The organism is Glaciecola sp. HTCC2999, assembly GCF_000155775.1.
Lineage (GTDB): Bacteria > Pseudomonadota > Gammaproteobacteria > Enterobacterales > Alteromonadaceae > Opacimonas.
Genome location: NZ_DS989810.1, coordinates 36,868 through 57,058 on the forward strand (window position 1 = coordinate 36,868; position 20,191 = coordinate 57,058).

Consider the following 20,191-nt stretch of genomic DNA (forward strand, 5'->3'; position numbering starts at 1 on the left):
GCTTAACATGCAAGCTCCTTAGTTGCGTTGATACAGCCATCAATCCATTGTTCAATATCAGATTCTAGCCATCCAACGGCTGTACCGCCTTTAACTAATCTAATACTTTGGGGAAACTGCCCATTGTGAACTAATGCGTATATATACGACTTAGATAAGCCTGTTTTTTTTGCCACATCATTGATGCGAAGAATGCGTCGTGTTTTGGTTGAACACATAGTAAATAATCCTCATTCTAGTTAATAAACCCACGGCTTTTGCTGCGGGACCAGGGAAACTATGCAGGCGGATTATAGGAATGTCACTTATGTGGATGTGTGGATTTTAGTGTAAATCTCTGTAGTGTAGACTGGGTATGGTGTACGAGGGACATGTGTGAAAGTGAAATCCACACATGTTGAATTATTTTCTGTTTCTTGCCGCCGTTGAAATCTTAAATTCGATTCTTTTATCACGAAAAAAATCTTCGCAACCGGCACGAAATGAACCTTTATCAATCTCAGCAATTACATCGTAAAAATCTTTTCGTGTCATTGGTGGTTGGTAGGAATCGTAAACAGTTTTATGTTTATCATCGGGTAAGTTTTTCTTTTTTGCGACCTTTTTACAAAATGTTTCAAATAGCCTAAACCTTTTATCTTGGATAGGTTCTTTTTTTCGTTTAGATTTAACTTTGGTGATTTGCTTATTTCTATCTTCTGACGGATTGTCTCGCAGGAGGTCATTTCTGTAATATTCTGTAATTTCGTCCCTAGTGGCATACATTTGTTCATTGGTTATGAGTATATTATTAGCTGATACATCGATGATAATATTTTTAGTGTCATCTATAACAGTTAGGACTTTGTAAATGTTATTACGTGTGTGAGTGGTTGTTTTACTAAAAAGAACATTTTTTTCTGTATGTAATTCTAGTGAAGCTATCAGGCGTCCCTGAACAATTTCTTCATCAACACCCATAATTCTTATTGGCATATTATCGTTATTTACACGCTCAACTAGTTTTATTTCATATGAATTTAAGGCTCCTAAACCTAAGTAGTCGAACACTTCACTTAGACTCAGTGTTAACTCAAGAACGCTATTTCTGGATTTTAGTTCCAAATAATCATACGGTTCCACTGACAATTTCCTTCTTAATAGGCACTATATTAGTGCCTGCCTTTATACCATCTAGATAATCAGCCCAATCTTGCATCATTGCAATTCTTTTGTTCATCCACTTGGCTTTATTGTAGGTAGCCCTTATACGGTCTTTGTTCGTATGTGCTAGTTGTAATTCAATTATATCAGCTTCGTATCCTAACTCATTGAGCATGGTGCTAGCTGTATGCCTAAAGCCATGTGAGGTCATATAACCAGTGCCATAAGGTTTATTGGTAGTAGGGTTGATTATTCGTTTCAATGCATTCGTTGTTGTATTTTCACTAAGCGGGGTATCTTTGCCTTGAGCAGTAACGAAAACATAAGTTTTATGACCAGTGACTTGCTGCATTTGTTTTAATATCGTAACAGCCTGAGTTGCTAATGGTACATCAAGGGGTTTGTTATTTTTAAGTTCTGTTGCAGGCAGTTTAATAATGTTTTCGTCAAAATTAATGTATTCCCATTTTAAAAAACGAATGTTGTACGGGCGAAGAAATACCAGAGGCATTAATTTTAATGCCTGTGTTACAGCAAAGTCTTGTCGAGCAGAAGGAGCATCAATTTGGTTAAGCAGTATTTTCAACTCTTCGGTGGAGGTTATATGTCCAAAGTTATTGTCAATGCGTTTATCCGGTTTAGGTAATAACTCGGCTAACCCTTGTGCAGGATTGGTTTCTATTATACCGAGGATCAATACTTCATTAAACACACGTCTTGCGACATTTGCTAATCTAATTGCTGTTTCTTTGGCACCACGATCGCTTATGCTAAGCATTATTTTTAGTAAGTCCGCAGTGGTGTACTCATTAATGTTTTTCTTATCTAAAAAAGGGATAAGGTTTTTATCTATACGTTGTTTGAGATCCTTAAACGTTGATTCGGCAAGTACTTGTTTGTTCAGCCACTGATTCATGTAATAGCTAAAGCGTTTAGTTTGGAGTTCATCATTCACTTTACGCTGAGTCTTTATTTGTTTGGGGTTTATACCTTGTGCAACCAATTCACGGGCTTGTAAGTGTTCTTGTCTAGCTTGTTTCAAACTGATATCAGGATATTTACCAATGGTGTAGCTGCCACGCGTACTGTTAATTCTGAAGTCGTATTTCCAGCTTTTATAGCCTGATGGTTTGATAAGTAAAAATAGACCACCGCTATCAGACATTTTATAAGCTTTAGTTTTAGGTTTAGCATTTTTAATAGCGGTATCGGTAAGTGCCATGTATACACCAATTATAGAAGTTGAGAAACCGTAAAAGACCGTCATAAAGACCGTCAAATTTAGTGGTTAGTATAATACGCATTAGAGTGATATGGAAATATAATACTGTATTTCAGTAGTTTGCGATTGATTTTTGTATTGAATAATAGGTATTAGACTTATGTATGGCGTTCTCACTCTCCGCCAAATTCATGAAAAAGCCCGCTTTTACAGTGGGCTTTTTTGTTTCTAGATACTGTGTTTACTGGCTTGTAGAGATTTTCGTTTTACGTCTCTAAAAACCGGTTCTTGTAAATTTTACTGTTTCGTATGAGTAGAATTTGAGTAGATAATCTGTCACTTACAGAGATAAACACATGCTAACATTTAGACCGGTGCTAATATCCTCTTTCATCCTTGGGTGAATCCAGCACTAAATATGTGGTAATTGAGTTAACTTGCGGCAATGAACCAAGTACGCCCGCATGAAATTTTTTATAATCACTTGTATTTTTGACTTCAACGCGCAATAAATACTCAAATGCACCTGCTAAATTATGGCATTCAGTCACTTCTGAAACGTTTAAAATTGCTCTCTCAAATTCTTTGTGGGACTCTATGCCATGATTTGATAAACCTACAGTGACATAAGCTAAGAAGCTTCGTTCTAGTGCTTCTCGGTTGAGAATCGCTCGATAACCTTTGATTATTTTAGAATTCTCTAACTCTTTAACTCTTCTCAGGCAAGCTGATGGCGAAAGACCTACTTTTTCTGCTAACTTAGTGTTACTTATCCGCCCTTCGTTAGATAGTGAGTGCAATATTATGTTGTCAAACTTGTCTAGTGTAATCATAAGTTGTTATATATTTAGTTAATTATGCAATATAAGCAACAAAATTGCTCAAATAAAAGAATATAATACCATTCATAATTTTTTAGTGCATGCCCTTAATCGAAACATCGCTAATAAAATAGATTGAGTAAGGGCTACATATATCGATAGATTTAACAGGAAGTGCTATATGATAAGTTTCTTTATATTTGCTTTTATAACATCCATTACGCCAGGTCCTAATAATTCGATGCTTATGGCTTCTGGTATTCGATTTGGTGTTAAACGATCATTACCGCATCTTTTAGGTATTAATATTGGATTTGGTGTGATGTATTTGGGTGTTGGATCAATTATTCCTCTTATTTCAGAAGAATTTTTAGTCTTTCTTGAATATTTTGCAATGGCTCTTTTATGTTACATCGCTTTTAAGATAGCCACAGCACCAACACAAATATTGGATGGCAATGCAGGAGGGCAGCCATGGGGCTTCTTTAGAGCTGCTATATTTCAGTGGGTCAACCCGAAGGCTTTAATGATGGCATTTGCAGGAGCAACATCATATGGATTAGATACTGTAACAGCTGCTGTAATTTTTACATGTACCAATGTAATTTGTGGAGTTTGGATATTTGCAGGTGCTTGGATGCGTCAATTTTTATCTTCAAACCCTATAAGAACAAGAATGATTTATGTTGTTTTGGCATTTACAATGATTATTACGATGATTTATTAGGCTAATGGGGTAGGTCTACATTGTCAGTTATTCTACTTCTCATATAGAAAAAGCCCGCTTTTAGAGCGGGCTTTTTTGTTAGTACTTAAAAACGGTAACCAAATGAGAGTTGTACTTGAGACATGTACAAGTTGATATTTTGTGCACATTGACCATTCACAGGATCACAAGTTAACGGATTAGGACCTGCTACTTTACTCTTCGGTGAATACATTAATGATATACTCAAATCATCCACAACAATCCCTGCAGTATAGTGAATCTCTTGCACTCCCGGGGCCAATATATTGAATAACATTTCGCTCTCAGGAATAGGTTGTTCTCCATGGCTAAGACCTAATCTATAGGTAATATCAGCTAACTGGAACTGATAACCTACTTTGATAACATCGATATCTTGCCAACCGAATCCTGCACCGCCACTTTGCCCCAATTGAGACTGCATAATATTTGGCATAAGAGGATTGGCTATCGATTTAACTTCTGAATAGTTGATTCTTTGTAAATCTAGCGCGAATAGCGAACCATTTGACCACTCATAAACCGAGCTCAATGAGAAATTTGATGGAATATCAAAACTGCCACCTTCGGCAAATAATCCACTATAGTCAGAAAATTTGTCCATTTTAATCGTACTTTGATACGTTGAGCCGATTGTCAATGAATCCGTTAATTGATATGTCATGCCGAGCTTTAGACCAAAGCCAGTGGTAATTTCATGGCCTTTGTTAGTCAGTGAGCTAGCGTCAGACGAAAACTGACCGAACGCTTCTAAGCCCGTCGCAGCAAACCGTTGGATCGCAAAGATTGGAGCGACACCTAATGCAAGATCTGTATTGATTTGTTTTGCATAGCCAAAATTAACAAACAACTGTGATAAATCAACGCCAGCATTACTGCCATAAAACACACTGCTTTCATATTCTGTATTCATGCCGCCGTTGCCGTAAACAGCTAAGTTAAAACTAGAATCTTCAGACAGCTGAGTTTTCCAGCCAAACCCTGGAATAATAAAATACTCATTACCTGATTCTACTTCACCCAATGCAAGCGAAAATGCAGGTGGGGGGGCCATTTGTCCAGTCACATTAAAGCCACGCTTAGGCGAAAAAATGGCTAATTCAAATTGAAATTGATCATCAATTTGTAAGGCTGACGCAGGATTATTTAATGAAGATATTGCGTCAAAACCATATGCAGTACCTGCACCAGCGAGGGCACGATTAGCTTCACCATAACCGTGAGCAAAATACCCATTGGTTGCCGATACGGAAAAAGTGCATAATGTTATTACTGTTGCACTTGCTGCTTTTAATAAATATTTCATAGTTGTCCACATGTTTTTGATATGTGCTAATTATGCAATAAATGCTAAGAAAAATAATGCCGATATATCATCTTAATTGTCATATCATATATCGTTACTGAATATTCAATCTCAATGGTTTTAGTATTTGTTATGCAACTAATCATGATGTTAATTTACATTATCTAAATGAGTGAATGGCTGAATAATAATTAAGCAATGTTTACTTAATAAAGTAGATTAACCGACAGTAACCATTATTTTTGTATGGTTTTCATACAAATTTTAACTGGTGTTAATAAAATATAGATTTAAGTGATTACATCATTTACATTTATACGATATGGTTAATCTATCTTCTTGTTTAAACTTATATTTTGGGTTTAGTTACGTCGCCACATAATGAGCTGTGGAAGTGATAGATGGATACAAATGTTATTTTCAGGGATATGTTAAATGGTTAAGATCCTCTTAGTTGATGATCATGAGTTAGTTAGGTCTGGAATACGATTGATTTTAGAAGGTATATCCACTTTCTCTGTCGTTGCCGAAGTAAAAAGTGGCGAAGAAGCAATTCGTTATTGTCGCCATGATGCCCCAGATATCGTGTTAATGGATGTTAACATGCCTGGTATCGGTGGCTTGGAAGCGACTAAGCAGATTGCACGTATGTCTGAAAATATACGAGTCATCTGTATTTCTATGCATACAGAAAATCCAATTCCAGCAAAAGTGATGCAAATGGGCGCATTTGGTTTTATTACAAAAAATGCAGAACCTGATGAAATGGTTCGTGCTGTACATAAAGTCGTTGCAGGACAAAAATATATAGCGCCAGAGATAGCTCAGCAGATAGCCATTGGCAAACTCGATCTTGGCGATTCTAATCCATTTGACCAGCTATCAGATAGAGAGTTAGAAATAACGTTAATGTTAGTGACAGGTCGTCGTGTTCCTGACATTGCTGATAGTTTGAATATTAGTCCTAAAACCATCAATACTTATCGATATAGAATGTTCGAAAAGTTAGAAATAAATAGTGATGTTGAATTAACACACCTAGCATTACGATATAAGCTGATTTCTCCTGATTTCTTATAATAATGTCATTAAATATTGAGTTTGATTATAAGTCTTTTATTGATAAATTAACGCATCAACCTGGCGTATACCGCATGTATAACGCAAATGATGATGTAATTTATGTTGGTAAAGCTAAAAATCTCAATAAACGTGTTTCGAGTTATTTTAAAGCAAAGCACGACAATTCAAAGACGCAATCATTGGTTGGGCACATTGCCAAAATGGACGTGACTGTTGTTAGTAGTGAAACAGAAGCGTTTATTCTTGAAAACAATTTCATAAAAAAATACCGTCCGCGCTACAACATTTTACTGAAAGACGATAAATCTTACCCTTTTATTTTTATATCTGATCATCAGCATCCTAAAATCAGCATGCATCGTGGTCCACAAAAGCAAAAAGGGGAGTACTTTGGTCCATACCCGAGCGCATGGGCCGTAAAAGAAAGTCTTCGTTCATTTCAAAAAATCTTTCCCATCAGACAATGTGAAGATGCTTATTATCGTGCGCGCACACGTCCCTGTTTACAATATCAAATGCAGCGCTGTAGTGCGCCATGTGTTGCCGGTCATATCAGTGATGTTGAATATAATGAACAAGTTTTGATGGCTAAGCTTTTTTTAAAAGGTAAAGATCAACAGGTCATCGATACGATGGTCAAGCAGATGGAAAAGGCTAGCATGGAACTGCGTTTTGAGCATGCTGCTAGGTTACGCGATCAGATTGGTGCGTTACGCAAAGTGCAAGAGCAACAATGGGTCAGTGGTGCACAAGAAGAAATGGATGTATTTGGTTTTGCGTATAAGCATGGTGGTGCGTGTATTCAAGTCATGTTTGTTCGCGATGGCAAGTTACTCGGTTCAAAATCTTTCTTTCCAAAGATCCCCAGTGTATTAGGCATCGATGATGCACTTCAATCGTTTATTCTGCAGTTTTATTTAGCGGGAAATAAAACGATCCCTAAACAAATTATTTTGCCACAGAAACTACCTGAACAAGAAGAAGTCGCTGAAGCGTTATCTCAACATGCTAAATATAAAGTCAAATTTTATTCAGGTGCAAGAGACAGTAAACGACGCTATCTAGAATTAGCTAATAAAAATGCAGAAAATGGGTTGGTTAGTCAACAAACTCAGCAAAAATCAATGTTTGCTAGATATAAAGATTTAGAATCAGTGATTGACCGCGATGAACCTATTCAGCGTATGGAATGTTTTGATATATCTCATACATCAGGACAGCAAACCGTTGCTTCATGCGTCGTATTTAATCGTGACGGGCCATTAAAATCTGATTATCGTCGTTATAATATTGACGGGATCACTGGTGGTGACGATTATGCCGCGATGGCACAAGTGTTGGCTCGTCGATATAAATATACCCAACAAGACGAAGATAAAATACCTGATATTGTGTTTATTGACGGGGGAAAAGGACAGTTAGGACAAGCAGAAGCACATTTTGAAAAATGGCCATTTGAGAAAAAACCATTATTAATCGGTGTAGCGAAGGGTACCAGCCGCAAAGCAGGTTTAGAAACTCTGATTATGGCTGGTTCACACGAAACGATCCCAATGAATGCTGATCAACCGGGTCTTCATTTAATACAACATATACGTGATGAGTCACACCGGTTTGCAATAGCTGGACATCGGAATCGACGTCAGAAAATAAAGACGACATCAACCATTGAATCCATCCCTGGCGTCGGTGCAAAACGTCGTCAAGCTTTACTAAAATATATGGGGGGATTACAAGGTTTGAAAAAAGCGAGCCAAGAGGAAATCCAAAAAGTCCCAGGAATTAGTGTGCAAATGGCAGAAATAATATATGATCACTTACACAGCTAATTGCCAAAAGTAACCTATGTATACTTTACCTAATCTCATCACAATATTTCGAGTATTACTCATACCAGTGTTTGTTACCGTGTATTTTTTGGACTGGCGATGGGCACATGAAGCTGGTGCATTTATTTTTTGGCTCGCGGCAATCACTGATTGGTTTGATGGTTATCTTGCTAGAAGATTAAAACAGAGTAGTGCATTTGGTGCATTTCTGGATCCAGTTGCCGATAAATTGATTGTTGCGGCGGCGCTGTTAATGATTACTCATACTTATCAAACATTATGGATAACGATCCCGGCTATTATTTTATTATCACGTGAAGTATATGTATCTTCGTTACGTGAGTGGATGGGGCAGATGGGACTCAGTAATAATGTGAAAGTGAGCTTTGTTGGTAAATTAAAAACAACGGCACAAATGTTAGCATTAATTGGATTACTCTCCGGCATGGAGTATTTTCTCGGTTTCCGAATTTTTTGGGTCTCTTTAGGCTATATTTTATTATATGTCGCCACCGTTTTATCATTATGGTCAATGTGGATTTATACTGTAGCGGCCATACCAGCGCTGACTGGAAAGAAAACAGCATAGAAAATTGACGGTTAAATATCCGTTTTGTGTAAAAATAATGCACTTAGACATAAAATTGCATGAAACTTAAAAAAATGTGCTTTTTAGTGTTGACAGTTTTTATCTGGACGGTACAATGCACGCACTTCTTCGGAGAGACGCCATTCTCTTTGTAAGCAGCGCGGGAATAGCTCAGCTGGTAGAGCACAACCTTGCCAAGGTTGGGGTCGCGAGTTCGAATCTCGTTTCCCGCTCCAATTTCTTTTACCAAGAAATTGGAAATATGTACATTCTGGCGGAATGGCAGAATGGCTATGCAGCGGATTGCAAATCCGTGGATCTCGGTTCGACTCCGGGTTCCGCCTCCACTATACTTACACAGTTTGTGTAAGCACTCGTTGCCCGGGTGGTGAAATTGGTAGACACAAGGGATTTAAAATCCCTCGCTGGTAACAGCGTGCCGGTTCAAGTCCGGCCCTGGGCACCATTTACTTCTTCATGTAGTAAATTGTTTTCTCGTTTTAAAACTTATCTTAATTATTTAATTAATAAAAAACTAAGTTACTTGCATATAAACACTAACCTGTTAATAATAAATCAACATTATTAAATGGAGTGAGTGATGTCTAATTCTACTTTTACAAGTTTACTTGTGACCCCTGAACAGCTTCATGCTGCACTGTTAGATGAACAATGTAATGTCGTACCTTTGTTTACATCGATGTCACCACCAGGAACGAGTGATAGCGTAATCTTCCCTGAACAACTCATCCCCAACTCGTTATTTTTTGATTTTGAGTATTTGTTTGCTGATCCTACTGCTCTGGGCATGCACATGATGCCTAGTGCAGAACAATTTACTCAGGCTGCCAAGCAGTTAGGAATTAATCATAATACAACATACGTTGTATACGATGATAAGGGTATATTTAGTGCCCCACGAGTTTATAAAATGTTAGTGGCTTCTGGTCATCAACGAGTCCATATCTTAGATGGGGGATTACCAGCTTGGTTAGCAAAAGAGCTTCCGACCCAAGCAGAAATAAGCCAAACATCTGTACTGGGAGATTTTATTGCTCGTGATCAGTCTGTGTTTATTAGTAAAGCGCAAATGCTCACCATTGTTGCTCACCAATCGCATCATATTATCGATGCCCGAGGTGCTGATAGATTCTATGCTCGAACACCGGAACCTCGATTAGGGATGAGGGCAGGGCATATGCCAGGCGCAAAAAATTTGCCTTACAGTGAGTGTTTAGAAAACGGTTACTTTAAGAGTCTTTCTCAGCTAGATCGGTTGTTTTCAAAATTAGATATCAAATCTCATGACCCGATTGTCTTTACCTGCGGTTCAGGTGTGACAGCATGTTTATTAAGTGTTGCTGCTGAGATATGTGGATTTAAAAACATCAGTATTTATGATGGTTCTTGGTCTGAATGGGCTAATGATCCTAATACCCCCATAGTGACGGACTAATGCTAGCAGATTATTGGGTCGAATTTTTAACTATCGCGGGTGTGCATCTTATTGCCGTAGCCAGTCCTGGCCCTGATTTTGCGATTATTGTTAAACAAGTCATTGCTTATGGGCGTAAGACGGCTACTTATACTAGTGTAGGTATTGGTCTTGGGATTATGTTGCACGTTATTTATTCTATCCTGGGGTTAGGTTTATTAATTAAAACAACACCTTTGCTTTACCAAGGGTTGTTATATTTATCTGCAGGATATCTTACTTATATTGGTATTAAGTCTTTATTGTCAAAACCAGATACAACCTATCAACTTTCTCCAGCTTCGCCTAGATCAGATTTAGACAATCATGTCGAACAAACTATATCAACGTCGTCCCTAGTTCCACCTTCGTCCTTTAAAGCGTTTCGTTTAGGTTTTATAACGAATGGATTAAATCCCAAAGCAACCTTGTTTTTCTTGTCATTATTCAGTGCGATTATAGCACCGAGCACGCCCGAATTCGTACGTTGGAGTTATGGTGTGTATTTATCGATAGCGACGGGGTTATGGTTTATTTTACTCAGTGTGTTGTTATCTCATTCTCGTATCGATCAATATTTACAACAATATCGTCACGTAATAGATAGATTGATGGGCGTGGTGTTGATATTATTAGCATTAAGTATTGTGATGTATTAACAACAGAGAATTATGTCTACCCCTAAAAATCGATTAGAAGCTGCATTAAACGGCCAGTATATTTTTGACATCAAAGCATTATTAAAAGAAACTCATGCGCACACAAAAACTCAAATATTGCCATTTATAGGTGCGATGTTGTTAGCATTTGCAGGTGTGATGGTATTTGGAATGATCCTACTGTCGGTATTTGAGGTTACCAATCCACTTGAAATAGCACCTAGCACAGCATTACAAATTGAAGTGCTATTAATGTTCTTTTTAGCGCCAATAATGACGGGTTTTCTGATCATGGGGATTAGAAATGCGACTCAAAAAAATATTAAACCCTTAGATATCATGGCGTATTTCCCACGCATTTTTATATTGGGACTTATTTCGGTGTTTATCTCGTTTTGGATCAGCGTTGGTTTTCAATTATTTATTTTACCAGGTCTTTATATTTGGGTGGTGACTTCGTTAGTCCTGCCATTATTAGTCGATAAAGGATACAAACCATTCGACGCAATCAAACTATCATTTATGCTGACCAACAAATACCTTAGCTCGTTTCTTTTTATCCATGGCATTATTATTTTATTAGTGATCGCTTCAGTACTGACTTATGGTATTTTATTCTTTTATACAGTGCCTTTTATGCTAACACTTAAAGGTAAAATTTATGCTGATTTAGTTGGTTATGATGAAGATAATGACATTATTAATATTTCAGAATTGAGAAAAGATGATACCACATTCGATGCTTAAACGAGTCTCTCTAGCCATTTTCGCTGTTGTCATGACCGTAGCCTTCGTGTTGCCTTTTATTTTACCTCCAGCATCTACATCACCAATATTTGATTCACATTTGAATGAAGATCCTTTTACCTTAGATTTCAAAAACAATTTCAGTTCCATTGACGTTCCCGAATTTACTGACATACAAGATCTAAAGACTAAAAAGCATACCTATTTCCGGTTTATTGGAAAATTAGCCTATCAAAATAATCAGCTCATTTTGCGTAAGCGGAGTTTTATTCAGAACTTAGTCACTGATTATGCTTCTTTGCTAGATTCAGATCCTGAGTTATCTATAACTGAGTTTCAAGCTGGGCTCTTATCTTCAAGTGAACAAGATAAATTACAATTTTTGCTTGAAGAATATCGTATTAAGTCACACAAAGTATCTGATGTACTTTTAGAATTACTACTGCGTGTCAACATTATTCCTATTGAATTAATACAAGTGCAGACAGCTAACGAGTCAGGGTGGGGTACATCTCGATTCGCCGTACAAGGCTATAACTATTTCGGTTTATGGTGTTATCAAACGGGTTGTGGTTTCGTTCCTAAACATCGTACCGAAGGGATGACACATGAAGTCGCTAAATTTTCTACACCTGCTCAAGGTATGTATCGTTATGTACTTAACCTCAATAGAAATAAAGCATACCGTCAGTTACAGATAAAACGCCAAGCGTTATTGCATAGTAGGAAATTGACTTCGTTTGAGCTAGCTATGCAATTAACCACTACTTTAGAAGCTTACTCTGAACGTGGACAAGCTTATATTGATGAATTACAGTCTATGTTACGTGTTAATCGCTCGTTATTAGGTATAGATGAAGACATTTTAAAAGAACAATTATAATCATGAATGATTGAATGATTGAATGATTGAATGATTGAATGGTTCCGTTATTTGAAGAGAATTATAGTGAAATTAAATATACAAAATATCATGTTATTAACCTTAAATGTTTGGTTAATAAGTCTCACAACCTTAGCGAACGCCCAAGTTCAGAATATCTCTCAAAATGTTGAGCAGTCTAACAAGCTAGAAGTCGCTTATAAAACTTTTTATTCTCACACTCGCAAGATTTCAAGTGACGATATTACGGCGTTGAGATTTGCTTTTGGTTTTACAAATATCCATGTGCCAGGTCAATTATGTGAGATCAACCAAGCACAGATTGAGACACAAAAAGTCACCATAGATTTACCCGTAAGTGCTGAACAACGTTTTTCTATACCTACCGAACGAGCTTTAAAATTAGCCGAAGCAATGGTCGTTTTAGATATTAAACAACCGGCTAACCATTGTGATATCAATGTTCAAATTGAAACATTACCTGAGTATCTAAAAACTGATTACACAGTAGCTGAATTGCGCTTTATTCAATCACAATACATGGCTTTTTTTGATGAGATGGGCGGGTTTATGTCGTTTTTGATGCCTCAAGTGAGTGGATTACAAATGCGCTTTGCTGATGAGACATTAAATCATTCGGTAAATCAGTATGTATCTATCGTTCAAGGCGTATTGAGAATATCATCACAACAACTTAATGAGCTTAACACCATTAATTTACCGCAAGCACCATTGCGGATAACTGCTCTGACATCATCAAAGTAATAAGTTAACCACCCAGGTAGTTCAGTTGATATAAAATTTGTTTTTCTAAACGATTAACAGCTTCTTGGCCTGCAGCATAAAGTTCTTGGGCTTTTTCAAATTCTAAAATACCTATGTCACGCAGATGTGGTTCAATTAAGATATCGGGTGGATCACCTGCTAGCCGAGAACGAGTGACCCGAGCTTGCATGATGTCTAAGCTATTACTCATGACACTCATGATCCCTGGGGGAGATTGTTCACTTTCTTTTGGATCTGGCGTAAACCAACTTCTAAATAAACTTTGGTGTTTGTGTAATTTCTCATCTGTTTTTTGCTGCGCGGCTTTATGCGCTGTAATATTTTTATCTTGCATTTCAGGTCGAAAATCAGCGCTTAAATTGACTGCAATGACAAAGTCTGCACCCAAACGTCTGCATAAATTAACAGGGACTGGGTTAACTACTGCACCATCTACCAGCCAACGATTTTCATATTGAACGGGTGCAAATAATGCAGGTATTGAGCATGACGCACGAACTGCATTAACCACCGGGCCTGATTGAAATACAATCTCTCGACCTGAATATAAATCAGTGGCAGTAATAGCAAAGGGTTTATCCATATCTTCAAAATTTTCAGCAGAAAACTCATCGGCTAACAGTTTAAATACTTGTTCACCACTGGCTAAACCGCCACGACTGATCCCGATACCTAGTAAGCGTAAAACTTGCCATTCGCTTAAATCAAATGCCCAATCTTTTAATCTATCAAGATTGCCTGAAGCATACGCAGCTCCAACATAAGCACCAATCGAGCAACCAGAAACAATATCAATTTTAATGCCTAATGCTTCAAGCGCATCAATTATCCCTAAATGCGTCCATCCTCTAGCCGCACCAGCTCCAAGAGCTAATCCGATTTTCATTAATTAACCTCAACAACGTGAATACTATCTAAGCTGGATGACGTTGACTGTATTGACGGTGGATCAAAGGCAATGTCACCTTCAGCATTCACTTCACCTGTTGCTTTTATCTCAGAGAACGCAAATAAATCACTATCACATAAATGGGATGGGACGACTTGTTGCAATGACTTCGCCATTGAAGCAATACGAGTAGGGAAGCGTTCATGCCAATCTTGTAACATCATTTTTATTTGTTTACGTTGCAGGTTTTCTTGGGAACCACATAAATTACAAGGAATAATAGGGTACTGCTGTATTTGGCTATACTGAGCAATGTCACTCTCCGCACAAAACGCTAAAGGTCTGATGACGACATGCTCACCATTATCTGAGACGAGTTTTGGGGGCATCGATTTTAATTGCCCGCCATGAAACATGTTCAATAATAAGGTTTCCAGCATATCGTCACGGTGGTGACCAAGTGCAATTTTGGTAGCGCCATACTCTTTTGCAGTACGGTATAAAATGGCGCGACGTAATCTAGAACATAACGCACAGGTAGTTTTACCTTCAGGGGTCTTCTCTTTGACGATACTATATGTGTCTTCTGTGACTATATAATGTTCGATGTCTCGCTGAGTTAAATATTCAGGCAGTATATGTGCAGGGAACCCTGGTTGCTTTTGATCTAAGTTTACTGCAAAGATGGCAAAGTTAATGGGGGCAACTTGTTGAAGGTACAATAAGTTGTCTAACATGGTATATGAATCTTTGCCGCCAGATAGGCAGACCATGACACGATCACCTTCCTCAATCATATTGTATTGTGTAATCGCTTGCGCTGTTTGTTTACGGAGTTTTTGTTGGAGTTTTTCTTGATTCATATTTTTGCCCAAATAGTGCTTAGGTAAAATTATAAACTGATTAATGTTTTGGTGATACAAAACCGTCGGGTTTGATGGTTAAAACATCACATTTGATATTATTCATTATATGTTCTGCGGTATTTCCTAATGTAAACCCGTTTAGACTTCCTGTGCTGCCACTTCCAATAATCAATAAATCCGCATTAATATTAGAGGCAACATTGGGTATTACTTGTTCAGGTAGCCCTTCTTTTACATATAAATTAGCATGTTGAATTCGATGACGTAAGCCAAAATTATTCATTGCTTGTTTGTGATGATTACGAATAGCAACGTTCAGTGAGTTAAATGTAAAAGCAGGACTAGATTTAGCTAACGGTAAGGGAATATGAGGGTAAGCATTGACTAGATAAAGATTACTGGAAAATAATTTTGCAAAATCTTCAGCAGTGGTAGTGAGTTTTTCATTAAGATCTGTATGGCTTTTATCTTCGTCACCCGTATTAACCGCAGTCAAAATATCATCATAAGACGGCCATTCATTATGCTTAACTAGTAACACTGGTATTGGGGATTTTCGCATTAAATGCCAATCAAGCGGGGTAAATACTAAACTAGTGACGACATCATGATGTTTGGTCGATTTAATAATGATATCTGCTTGTTCATCTTTAGCCGTTTCTACAATGCTGTCGTATACCCGCTTGTGCCAATTAATTGCGGTAACCGTTTGCGATGGTAAGTCGTATGTTTCAATAAGCTCAGATAACGCTTGATATTGATCAGATATATATTCAGCGCGAAATTCCTCACGCTCACTGGATGACATCATCGTAGTCATATCATAACTAGGATGATAAACAGATAATAACACCATGAGTTTTGCGCCGGTCTTATTAACCAAATCAATACCGCGACTTAAAGCGGGTTGTTGTAATTGATTAGGCTCAATAACGACGAGTACAGAGTTAATGTCTATCATGGTGTATCCAAAAGTAATCAAATATTACTGTATTCTTAATATAGTAAACATACTATTACTGTGTAAAGTAAAGATAACACAAATGTGGATTGATATGATGTGGATCAAAGAACATCTGCGATTAACAAGTTAATTGCTGCATGAGTTCATGATGTAGCCCTTTAGACTTAGCCAACATTAAATCATACTCCAGTATTTCTATAAGTTTACCGTCGACAGTAATTAATTTTTCTTTTTGAAAACGTGTCAGTAAACGAGAAATTGTTTCAATCGTTAACCCTAGGTAATTACCAATTTCATTTCGAGTGATGGTTAAATTAAATTGCTTTTCCGAAAAGCCTCTTTCGGCATAACGCTGGGATAAATGAGTTAGAAAATACAATAAACGTTCTTCGGCTTTGCGTTTATTTAAGAGCATCATTAACTCATGTTTTTGTTGTATGTCGCTACTCATGAAGCTCATAATTTGTTTGCGTAATTTTGGGAAACGTTCCGCCATCTCATCTAGCATATGATATGGTAATTCACACACCATTGATGTTTCCAAAGCAATAGCACTAGATTGATGAGTTTGCGCATCTAATGAATCAAATCCGATTAAGTCTCCTGGTAAATGAAAACCGACGACCTGTTCTTGTCCATCTTCAGTTCGGATGACGGATTTAAAAGAACCACTTCTGACAGCGAACAATGATTTAAATGGGGTATCTTCACTAAATAAGACATCGTGTTTCTGTAAGGGTTTTTTGCGCTCTATAATGTCATCCAATGATTCAAGTTCATTATCATTTAAACTGACAGGTAAGCACAAATGAGAGAAGCTGCATGATTGGCAGTGTATTGAGAAATCCATTTTGGTCATAATTTTTCACGCGCTGTCTAAAATATTAAAAGTATTTATTAATTTTTTTTCCAGTTTAGTCCAATAATCCCCAAATTAACATCGTTATTGCACTGATGATCATGAGTAAAGATATTAACTTTCTCAGCCAATGTTGTGAAAATAAGTCATGAATAAATTGTCCACTCATGCTCGTTGCAAACATCGCGGGAAGAGTGCCAACACCAAAGTAAAACATGACCATCGCTCCTTTGAAAGCATCCCCGGAAGTCATTGACCAAGTTAAAGTTGAGTATACTAATCCGCATGGCAACCATCCCCAGATCATACCGTAAGGCATTGCTTTTAAAGCATTATTTAATGGTAAAAAACGCTTTGATAATGGCTTTATGCGATTGAAAAAATGCCCACCAAAACGTTCTAACCATGTCAGGCTTTGCGTATAACCACCAATGTAAATACCCAATAATAGAAGTAGAACACTCGAAATGAAAAGTAAGATATCGGCTGAAATGAAAGTATGTTGGGATAGCATTGAGCCGGAATAACCTACGATTGCCCCCATGAGTGAATAGCTGAAAATCCGACCAAAGTTGTACGCCATAAGCAGACGCATACGTCCGACTTTTGGCGTGGCACTGAATAATAAGCTGCTTGCGATGCCGCCGCACATTCCCACACAATGCACACCTCCGGCAAGACCAATTAACAATGCTGTAATGTAGATAGGGTCCATTAGGCGTCTTTGTCAGATGATGGCGGATTTTTACTAGGCGTAATATCATCATCAAAGAGGATAGAGGAGCCTTGTCGTTCTAAATCTTCAAACTGATTGGCTTTAACCGCCCAAAAAAATATAACGATGGCCAATGCAACGATGATGATTGCTATGGGAATGAGTACATAAATGACGTTCATGAAAGGGGCCTTGTAGATTCAAATTTGAGTAACCTTGATGAATTATACACTACGATGATTGAGCTTAACGACATACCAAGTGCTGCCATCCACGGTGTGAGAAAACCAGCGATACCAAAAGGTAAGATCAATAGATTATAACCCAGTGCCCACATGAAATTCTGTTTAATCACGATTTTACAACGTTGCGCTAATGCTAATAATAAAGGTAATGATGCAATGGATGGTTGTAAAAATAATATATCAGAAGCATTTTTGGCTAAATCAGAAGCGTTACCGACACTGACAGAGACATTTGCTTGAGCTAATACAGGTGAATCATTGATTCCATCGCCTAACATCAATATCCGATCGCCTTGTGCTTGATATGAACGCACCGCATCTAATTTGTCTTCGGGTGAGCATTGGGCAAAGCCAGAAGGGATATTCAACATATTAGAAACCGCTTCGACATTAGCTTGCGAGTCTCCACTGAGTATCGATTGTTTGAGAAAACGAAGTTGCTCAATAGTGTCTAAAGTATCGGCTTTTAACGCGTCATCTAACCAAATAGCGCCTAACAAAGAAGTATCATCTTCAACATAAATCGTCGCGTCATGGATCTGAGGATGCTCAGATATTTGATTTTGGTGGCGCATGAATTTAGCTTGGCCACATCGGTAAGTCTGCGAGTTAATACAACCTTCAACGCCTAAATTTAGATGTTGTTTAGGGTCAATGACTGGATAAACGTCATATTCAGAAAAAGCGCGAGCAATCGGATGCTCTGAGTATTGCTCCAGACTCGATACTAAAGTTAACAGTTCTGATTCAGTCATATTGCTAATTGAAGTAGTGTGCTTAATGCTAAATTTACCTTGCGTCAGGGTCCCCGTTTTATCAAATACGACATGATTAATATCGGTGAGTGCTTCAAGTACATTAGCTTGTTTAAGTAATATCCCGGATTGTTGTAAACGTGCCATCGCAGAGGTTAATGCTGATGGTGTCGCTAAACCTAATGCACATGGGCAAGTGGCTATCAAAATAGAGACTGTGATCCAAAACGCATCAGGATTGCCTAATGTATCCCACGTAATGTAAGTGGCAGTAGCAATTACTAATACCGCGCTAACAAAATATTGTGATAAGCGATCTGCCATTAGGGCTATCGCTGGTTTTTGTGCCATAGCGTTGGTTTGCAGGCGAAGTATTTGGTTGACTAATGCGTATTTGAGTTCACTGGTCACAGTGACTTCTATACTTTGATGCTGGTTTAATGTTCCACCATATACAGGTTGACCTGTTGATTTGGTTACTGGTGCAAACTCACCTGTTAACATCGATTCATCAATATGCGTACACCCATGTCTGATGATGCCATCAATGGGGATAATTTCACCAGGTTTAACGAGTACAATTTGCCCTGGCTGTAATGATTTAGCCGTAACAATTGACACTTCTGCGGTGTCAGGATGTAATACCGAAGCACTCACGGGTACGTATTTCATGGTATTAGAGGCAATTTCCGTCGCCTTGTATCTTGCACGGTGCTCTAAAAAGCGGCTAGTTAATAAGAAAAAGATAAACATACAAATGGATTCAAAAAATACTTCACCTGTATGGAGGGTGGTGGCTTTAATTCCCGCAAAATAGGTTCCGAGAATAGCAATAGTCACCGGTACATCCATATTTAAGCGACGTTGACTGATCGCTTTGAACGCGCCTAGATAAAAAGTTGAGCCCGAATAAAACACCACGGGTGTCGTTAACACTAAGCTGATCCATTGAAAATATTCACGCATGACGGCATCAATATTACCTAACCAATCAAAATAAAACCCCATGGATAACATCATGACTTGCATGGTCATGATCCCAGCTAAGCCAAGTTGTTTAATGAAACGCTTATGCTCTTTTTGGTAGGTTAATTCATGTTGTTCTGGCGAAAAGGGTTGGACTTCATAACCTAATGTAGATAATCCACTTAGAATCGCGGATAGTGAAATTTTCTTAGGATCCCATTTAATTGAAGCTCGCGCTGCACTTACATTGACTGCGTTTTGGACAATGCCATCTTGTTTCACTAAATGCCGTTCAATCAGCCAGCCACATGCAGCACACGTGATTCCTTCAATGGTGAGCTGAACTTCTTTTAACTCACCCATATCAAGCACAAAATCAGTTTGTAATTCTGGCGCATCATAGATACTAAGTTTAGCAAGTAAAGCAGCCTGTTCTTCTGCTGAAGGTGCTTGAATGGCTTTTTCGGTGCGAAATTGATAATAATCAGTTAATTGATTATCGACAATAGATTGAGCAACAGCTTGACAACCAGGACAACACATAACACGTGGTTCATCAAAAACACGCACAACGAACTCATGATCGTTAGGAGCATCTAAGCCACAATGAAAACACGTGATTTGCATTGGTTGTCTCAATCA

Annotated in this window: 21 protein-coding genes and 3 tRNA genes; 12 read left to right on the top strand and 12 right to left on the bottom strand. The window is 37.9% G+C overall.

The window, feature by feature from the left end:
* Nucleotides 1-2: 2 nt before the first annotated feature.
* From G2999_RS00215 to G2999_RS00230, 4 genes are all read right to left on the bottom strand, one after another.
* On the bottom strand, nucleotides 3-218 hold the full coding sequence (locus G2999_RS00215; RefSeq protein ID WP_010177542.1) for an AlpA family transcriptional regulator: 216 nt from the start codon (nucleotides 216-218) through the stop codon (nucleotides 3-5).
* A 184-nt stretch (nucleotides 219-402) separates the two neighbouring features.
* The gene (locus G2999_RS00220; RefSeq protein WP_010177544.1) at nucleotides 403-1,122 is read right to left on the bottom strand and encodes a hypothetical protein; all 720 of its coding nucleotides are present in this window, start codon (nucleotides 1,120-1,122) and stop codon (nucleotides 403-405) included.
* Nucleotides 1,109-2,365 (bottom strand): integrase arm-type DNA-binding domain-containing protein, encoded by a 1,257-nt coding sequence (locus G2999_RS00225; protein WP_010177546.1) that lies wholly within the window; start codon nucleotides 2,363-2,365, stop codon nucleotides 1,109-1,111. The genes G2999_RS00220 and G2999_RS00225 overlap by 14 nt, the downstream gene beginning before the upstream one ends.
* A gap of 377 nt (nucleotides 2,366-2,742) precedes the next feature.
* On the bottom strand, nucleotides 2,743-3,198 hold the full coding sequence (locus G2999_RS00230) for an Lrp/AsnC family transcriptional regulator (RefSeq protein WP_010177548.1): 456 nt from the start codon (nucleotides 3,196-3,198) through the stop codon (nucleotides 2,743-2,745).
* 169 nt (nucleotides 3,199-3,367) lie between these two features.
* On the opposite strand from G2999_RS00230, the gene G2999_RS00235 reads away from it, so the two are divergent.
* On the top strand, nucleotides 3,368-3,913 hold the full coding sequence (locus tag G2999_RS00235; RefSeq protein WP_010177549.1) for a LysE family translocator: 546 nt from the start codon (nucleotides 3,368-3,370) through the stop codon (nucleotides 3,911-3,913).
* A gap of 85 nt (nucleotides 3,914-3,998) precedes the next feature.
* On the opposite strand, the gene G2999_RS00240 is transcribed toward G2999_RS00235, so the two are convergent.
* Nucleotides 3,999-5,240, bottom strand: coding sequence for an OmpP1/FadL family transporter (locus G2999_RS00240; RefSeq protein ID WP_010177552.1), 1,242 nt, complete (start codon nucleotides 5,238-5,240; stop codon nucleotides 3,999-4,001).
* Nucleotides 5,241-5,675: 435 nt separating this feature from the next.
* Between G2999_RS00240 and uvrY the strand changes: the two genes are divergently transcribed.
* From uvrY to G2999_RS00295, 11 genes are all read left to right on the top strand, one after another.
* Entirely contained in the window at nucleotides 5,676-6,320 is a 645-nt protein-coding gene (gene uvrY / locus G2999_RS00245) for a UvrY/SirA/GacA family response regulator transcription factor (protein WP_010177553.1), read from the top strand.
* 2 nt (nucleotides 6,321-6,322) lie between these two features.
* On the top strand, nucleotides 6,323-8,152 hold the full coding sequence (gene uvrC, locus G2999_RS00250; protein ID WP_010177555.1) for an excinuclease ABC subunit UvrC: 1,830 nt from the start codon (nucleotides 6,323-6,325) through the stop codon (nucleotides 8,150-8,152).
* A gap of 16 nt (nucleotides 8,153-8,168) precedes the next feature.
* Nucleotides 8,169-8,741 carry a CDP-diacylglycerol--glycerol-3-phosphate 3-phosphatidyltransferase gene (pgsA, locus tag G2999_RS00255; protein ID WP_010177557.1) on the top strand — a complete coding sequence of 191 codons (573 nt, stop codon included), beginning with the start codon at nucleotides 8,169-8,171 and terminating at the stop codon, nucleotides 8,739-8,741.
* Nucleotides 8,742-8,901: 160 nt separating this feature from the next.
* Nucleotides 8,902-8,977, top strand: a tRNA-Gly gene (locus G2999_RS00260).
* Nucleotides 8,978-9,014: 37 nt separating this feature from the next.
* Nucleotides 9,015-9,088 (top strand) — tRNA-Cys (locus G2999_RS00265).
* 32 nt (nucleotides 9,089-9,120) lie between these two features.
* A tRNA-Leu gene (locus tag G2999_RS00270) sits at nucleotides 9,121-9,207 on the top strand.
* Between the two features lie 135 nt (nucleotides 9,208-9,342).
* Nucleotides 9,343-10,197: a sulfurtransferase gene (locus G2999_RS00275; RefSeq protein ID WP_010177558.1), complete on the top strand. Its 855-nt coding sequence runs from the start codon at nucleotides 9,343-9,345 to the stop codon at nucleotides 10,195-10,197.
* Nucleotides 10,197-10,874, top strand: coding sequence for a LysE family translocator (locus tag G2999_RS00280; RefSeq protein ID WP_010177559.1), 678 nt, complete (start codon nucleotides 10,197-10,199; stop codon nucleotides 10,872-10,874). Before G2999_RS00275 ends, G2999_RS00280 begins: the two co-directional genes overlap by 1 nt.
* A gap of 12 nt (nucleotides 10,875-10,886) precedes the next feature.
* Nucleotides 10,887-11,621, top strand: coding sequence for a hypothetical protein (locus G2999_RS00285; RefSeq protein ID WP_010177560.1), 735 nt, complete (start codon nucleotides 10,887-10,889; stop codon nucleotides 11,619-11,621).
* The gene (locus G2999_RS12510; RefSeq protein WP_083781630.1) at nucleotides 11,599-12,504 is read left to right on the top strand and encodes a glucosaminidase domain-containing protein; all 906 of its coding nucleotides are present in this window, start codon (nucleotides 11,599-11,601) and stop codon (nucleotides 12,502-12,504) included. Before G2999_RS00285 ends, G2999_RS12510 begins: the two co-directional genes overlap by 23 nt.
* Nucleotides 12,505-12,570: 66 nt before the next feature.
* The gene (locus G2999_RS00295; protein ID WP_010177562.1) at nucleotides 12,571-13,269 is read left to right on the top strand and encodes a DUF2987 domain-containing protein; all 699 of its coding nucleotides are present in this window, start codon (nucleotides 12,571-12,573) and stop codon (nucleotides 13,267-13,269) included.
* A 4-nt stretch (nucleotides 13,270-13,273) separates the two neighbouring features.
* Here G2999_RS00295 and rssA read toward each other — a convergent pair whose 3' ends face one another.
* The 7 genes from rssA to G2999_RS00330 all read right to left on the bottom strand — a co-directional run bounded on the left by rssA (nucleotide 13,274) and on the right by G2999_RS00330 (nucleotide 20,176).
* Entirely contained in the window at nucleotides 13,274-14,176 is a 903-nt protein-coding gene (gene rssA, locus G2999_RS00300) for a patatin-like phospholipase RssA (RefSeq protein ID WP_010177563.1), read from the bottom strand.
* Nucleotides 14,176-15,042, bottom strand: coding sequence for a tRNA 2-thiocytidine(32) synthetase TtcA (ttcA, locus tag G2999_RS00305; RefSeq protein ID WP_010177564.1), 867 nt, complete (start codon nucleotides 15,040-15,042; stop codon nucleotides 14,176-14,178). The genes rssA and ttcA overlap by 1 nt, the downstream gene beginning before the upstream one ends.
* 40 nt (nucleotides 15,043-15,082) lie before the next feature.
* A complete protein-coding gene (gene uspE / locus G2999_RS00310) occupies nucleotides 15,083-16,006 on the bottom strand; it encodes a universal stress protein UspE (protein WP_010177565.1) in 924 nt (307 codons plus the stop codon).
* 121 nt (nucleotides 16,007-16,127) lie between these two features.
* Nucleotides 16,128-16,859: a fumarate/nitrate reduction transcriptional regulator Fnr gene (gene fnr / locus G2999_RS11460; RefSeq protein WP_369769852.1), complete on the bottom strand. Its 732-nt coding sequence runs from the start codon at nucleotides 16,857-16,859 to the stop codon at nucleotides 16,128-16,130.
* A 64-nt stretch (nucleotides 16,860-16,923) separates the two neighbouring features.
* Nucleotides 16,924-17,583: a sulfite exporter TauE/SafE family protein gene (locus tag G2999_RS00320; protein ID WP_010177567.1), complete on the bottom strand. Its 660-nt coding sequence runs from the start codon at nucleotides 17,581-17,583 to the stop codon at nucleotides 16,924-16,926.
* Nucleotides 17,583-17,765, bottom strand: coding sequence for a cbb3-type cytochrome oxidase assembly protein CcoS (gene ccoS / locus G2999_RS11465; protein ID WP_010177568.1), 183 nt, complete (start codon nucleotides 17,763-17,765; stop codon nucleotides 17,583-17,585). The genes G2999_RS00320 and ccoS overlap by 1 nt, the downstream gene beginning before the upstream one ends.
* Nucleotides 17,762-20,176, bottom strand: coding sequence for a heavy metal translocating P-type ATPase (locus G2999_RS00330; RefSeq protein WP_010177570.1), 2,415 nt, complete (start codon nucleotides 20,174-20,176; stop codon nucleotides 17,762-17,764). The genes ccoS and G2999_RS00330 overlap by 4 nt, the downstream gene beginning before the upstream one ends.
* Nucleotides 20,177-20,191 lie beyond the last annotated feature (15 nt).

Bases quoted from the DNA above. Each gene is read 5' to 3' on its own strand.
- fnr (WP_369769852.1), bottom strand. From the start codon at position 16,859: ATGGATTTCTCAATACACTGCCAATCATGCAGCTTCTCTCATTTGTGC.
- G2999_RS00230 (WP_010177548.1), bottom strand. From the start codon at position 3,198: ATGATTACACTAGACAAGTTTGACAACATAATATTGCACTCACTATCT.
- G2999_RS00240 (WP_010177552.1), bottom strand. From the start codon at position 5,240: ATGAAATATTTATTAAAAGCAGCAAGTGCAACAGTAATAACATTATGC.
- ttcA (WP_010177564.1), bottom strand. From the start codon at position 15,042: ATGAATCAAGAAAAACTCCAACAAAAACTCCGTAAACAAACAGCGCAA.
- pgsA (WP_010177557.1), top strand. From the start codon at position 8,169: ATGTATACTTTACCTAATCTCATCACAATATTTCGAGTATTACTCATA.
- G2999_RS00275 (WP_010177558.1), top strand. From the start codon at position 9,343: ATGTCTAATTCTACTTTTACAAGTTTACTTGTGACCCCTGAACAGCTT.
- G2999_RS00285 (WP_010177560.1), top strand. From the start codon at position 10,887: ATGTCTACCCCTAAAAATCGATTAGAAGCTGCATTAAACGGCCAGTAT.
- G2999_RS00320 (WP_010177567.1), bottom strand. From the start codon at position 17,583: ATGGACCCTATCTACATTACAGCATTGTTAATTGGTCTTGCCGGAGGT.
- ccoS (WP_010177568.1), bottom strand. From the start codon at position 17,765: ATGAACGTCATTTATGTACTCATTCCCATAGCAATCATCATCGTTGCA.
- G2999_RS00225 (WP_010177546.1), bottom strand. From the start codon at position 2,365: ATGGCACTTACCGATACCGCTATTAAAAATGCTAAACCTAAAACTAAA.
- G2999_RS00235 (WP_010177549.1), top strand. From the start codon at position 3,368: ATGATAAGTTTCTTTATATTTGCTTTTATAACATCCATTACGCCAGGT.
- G2999_RS00215 (WP_010177542.1), bottom strand. From the start codon at position 218: ATGTGTTCAACCAAAACACGACGCATTCTTCGCATCAATGATGTGGCA.
- G2999_RS12510 (WP_083781630.1), top strand. From the start codon at position 11,599: ATGATACCACATTCGATGCTTAAACGAGTCTCTCTAGCCATTTTCGCT.
- uvrC (WP_010177555.1), top strand. From the start codon at position 6,323: ATGTCATTAAATATTGAGTTTGATTATAAGTCTTTTATTGATAAATTA.
- rssA (WP_010177563.1), bottom strand. From the start codon at position 14,176: ATGAAAATCGGATTAGCTCTTGGAGCTGGTGCGGCTAGAGGATGGACG.
- uvrY (WP_010177553.1), top strand. From the start codon at position 5,676: ATGGTTAAGATCCTCTTAGTTGATGATCATGAGTTAGTTAGGTCTGGA.
- uspE (WP_010177565.1), bottom strand. From the start codon at position 16,006: ATGATAGACATTAACTCTGTACTCGTCGTTATTGAGCCTAATCAATTA.
- G2999_RS00330 (WP_010177570.1), bottom strand. From the start codon at position 20,176: ATGCAAATCACGTGTTTTCATTGTGGCTTAGATGCTCCTAACGATCAT.
- G2999_RS00280 (WP_010177559.1), top strand. From the start codon at position 10,197: ATGCTAGCAGATTATTGGGTCGAATTTTTAACTATCGCGGGTGTGCAT.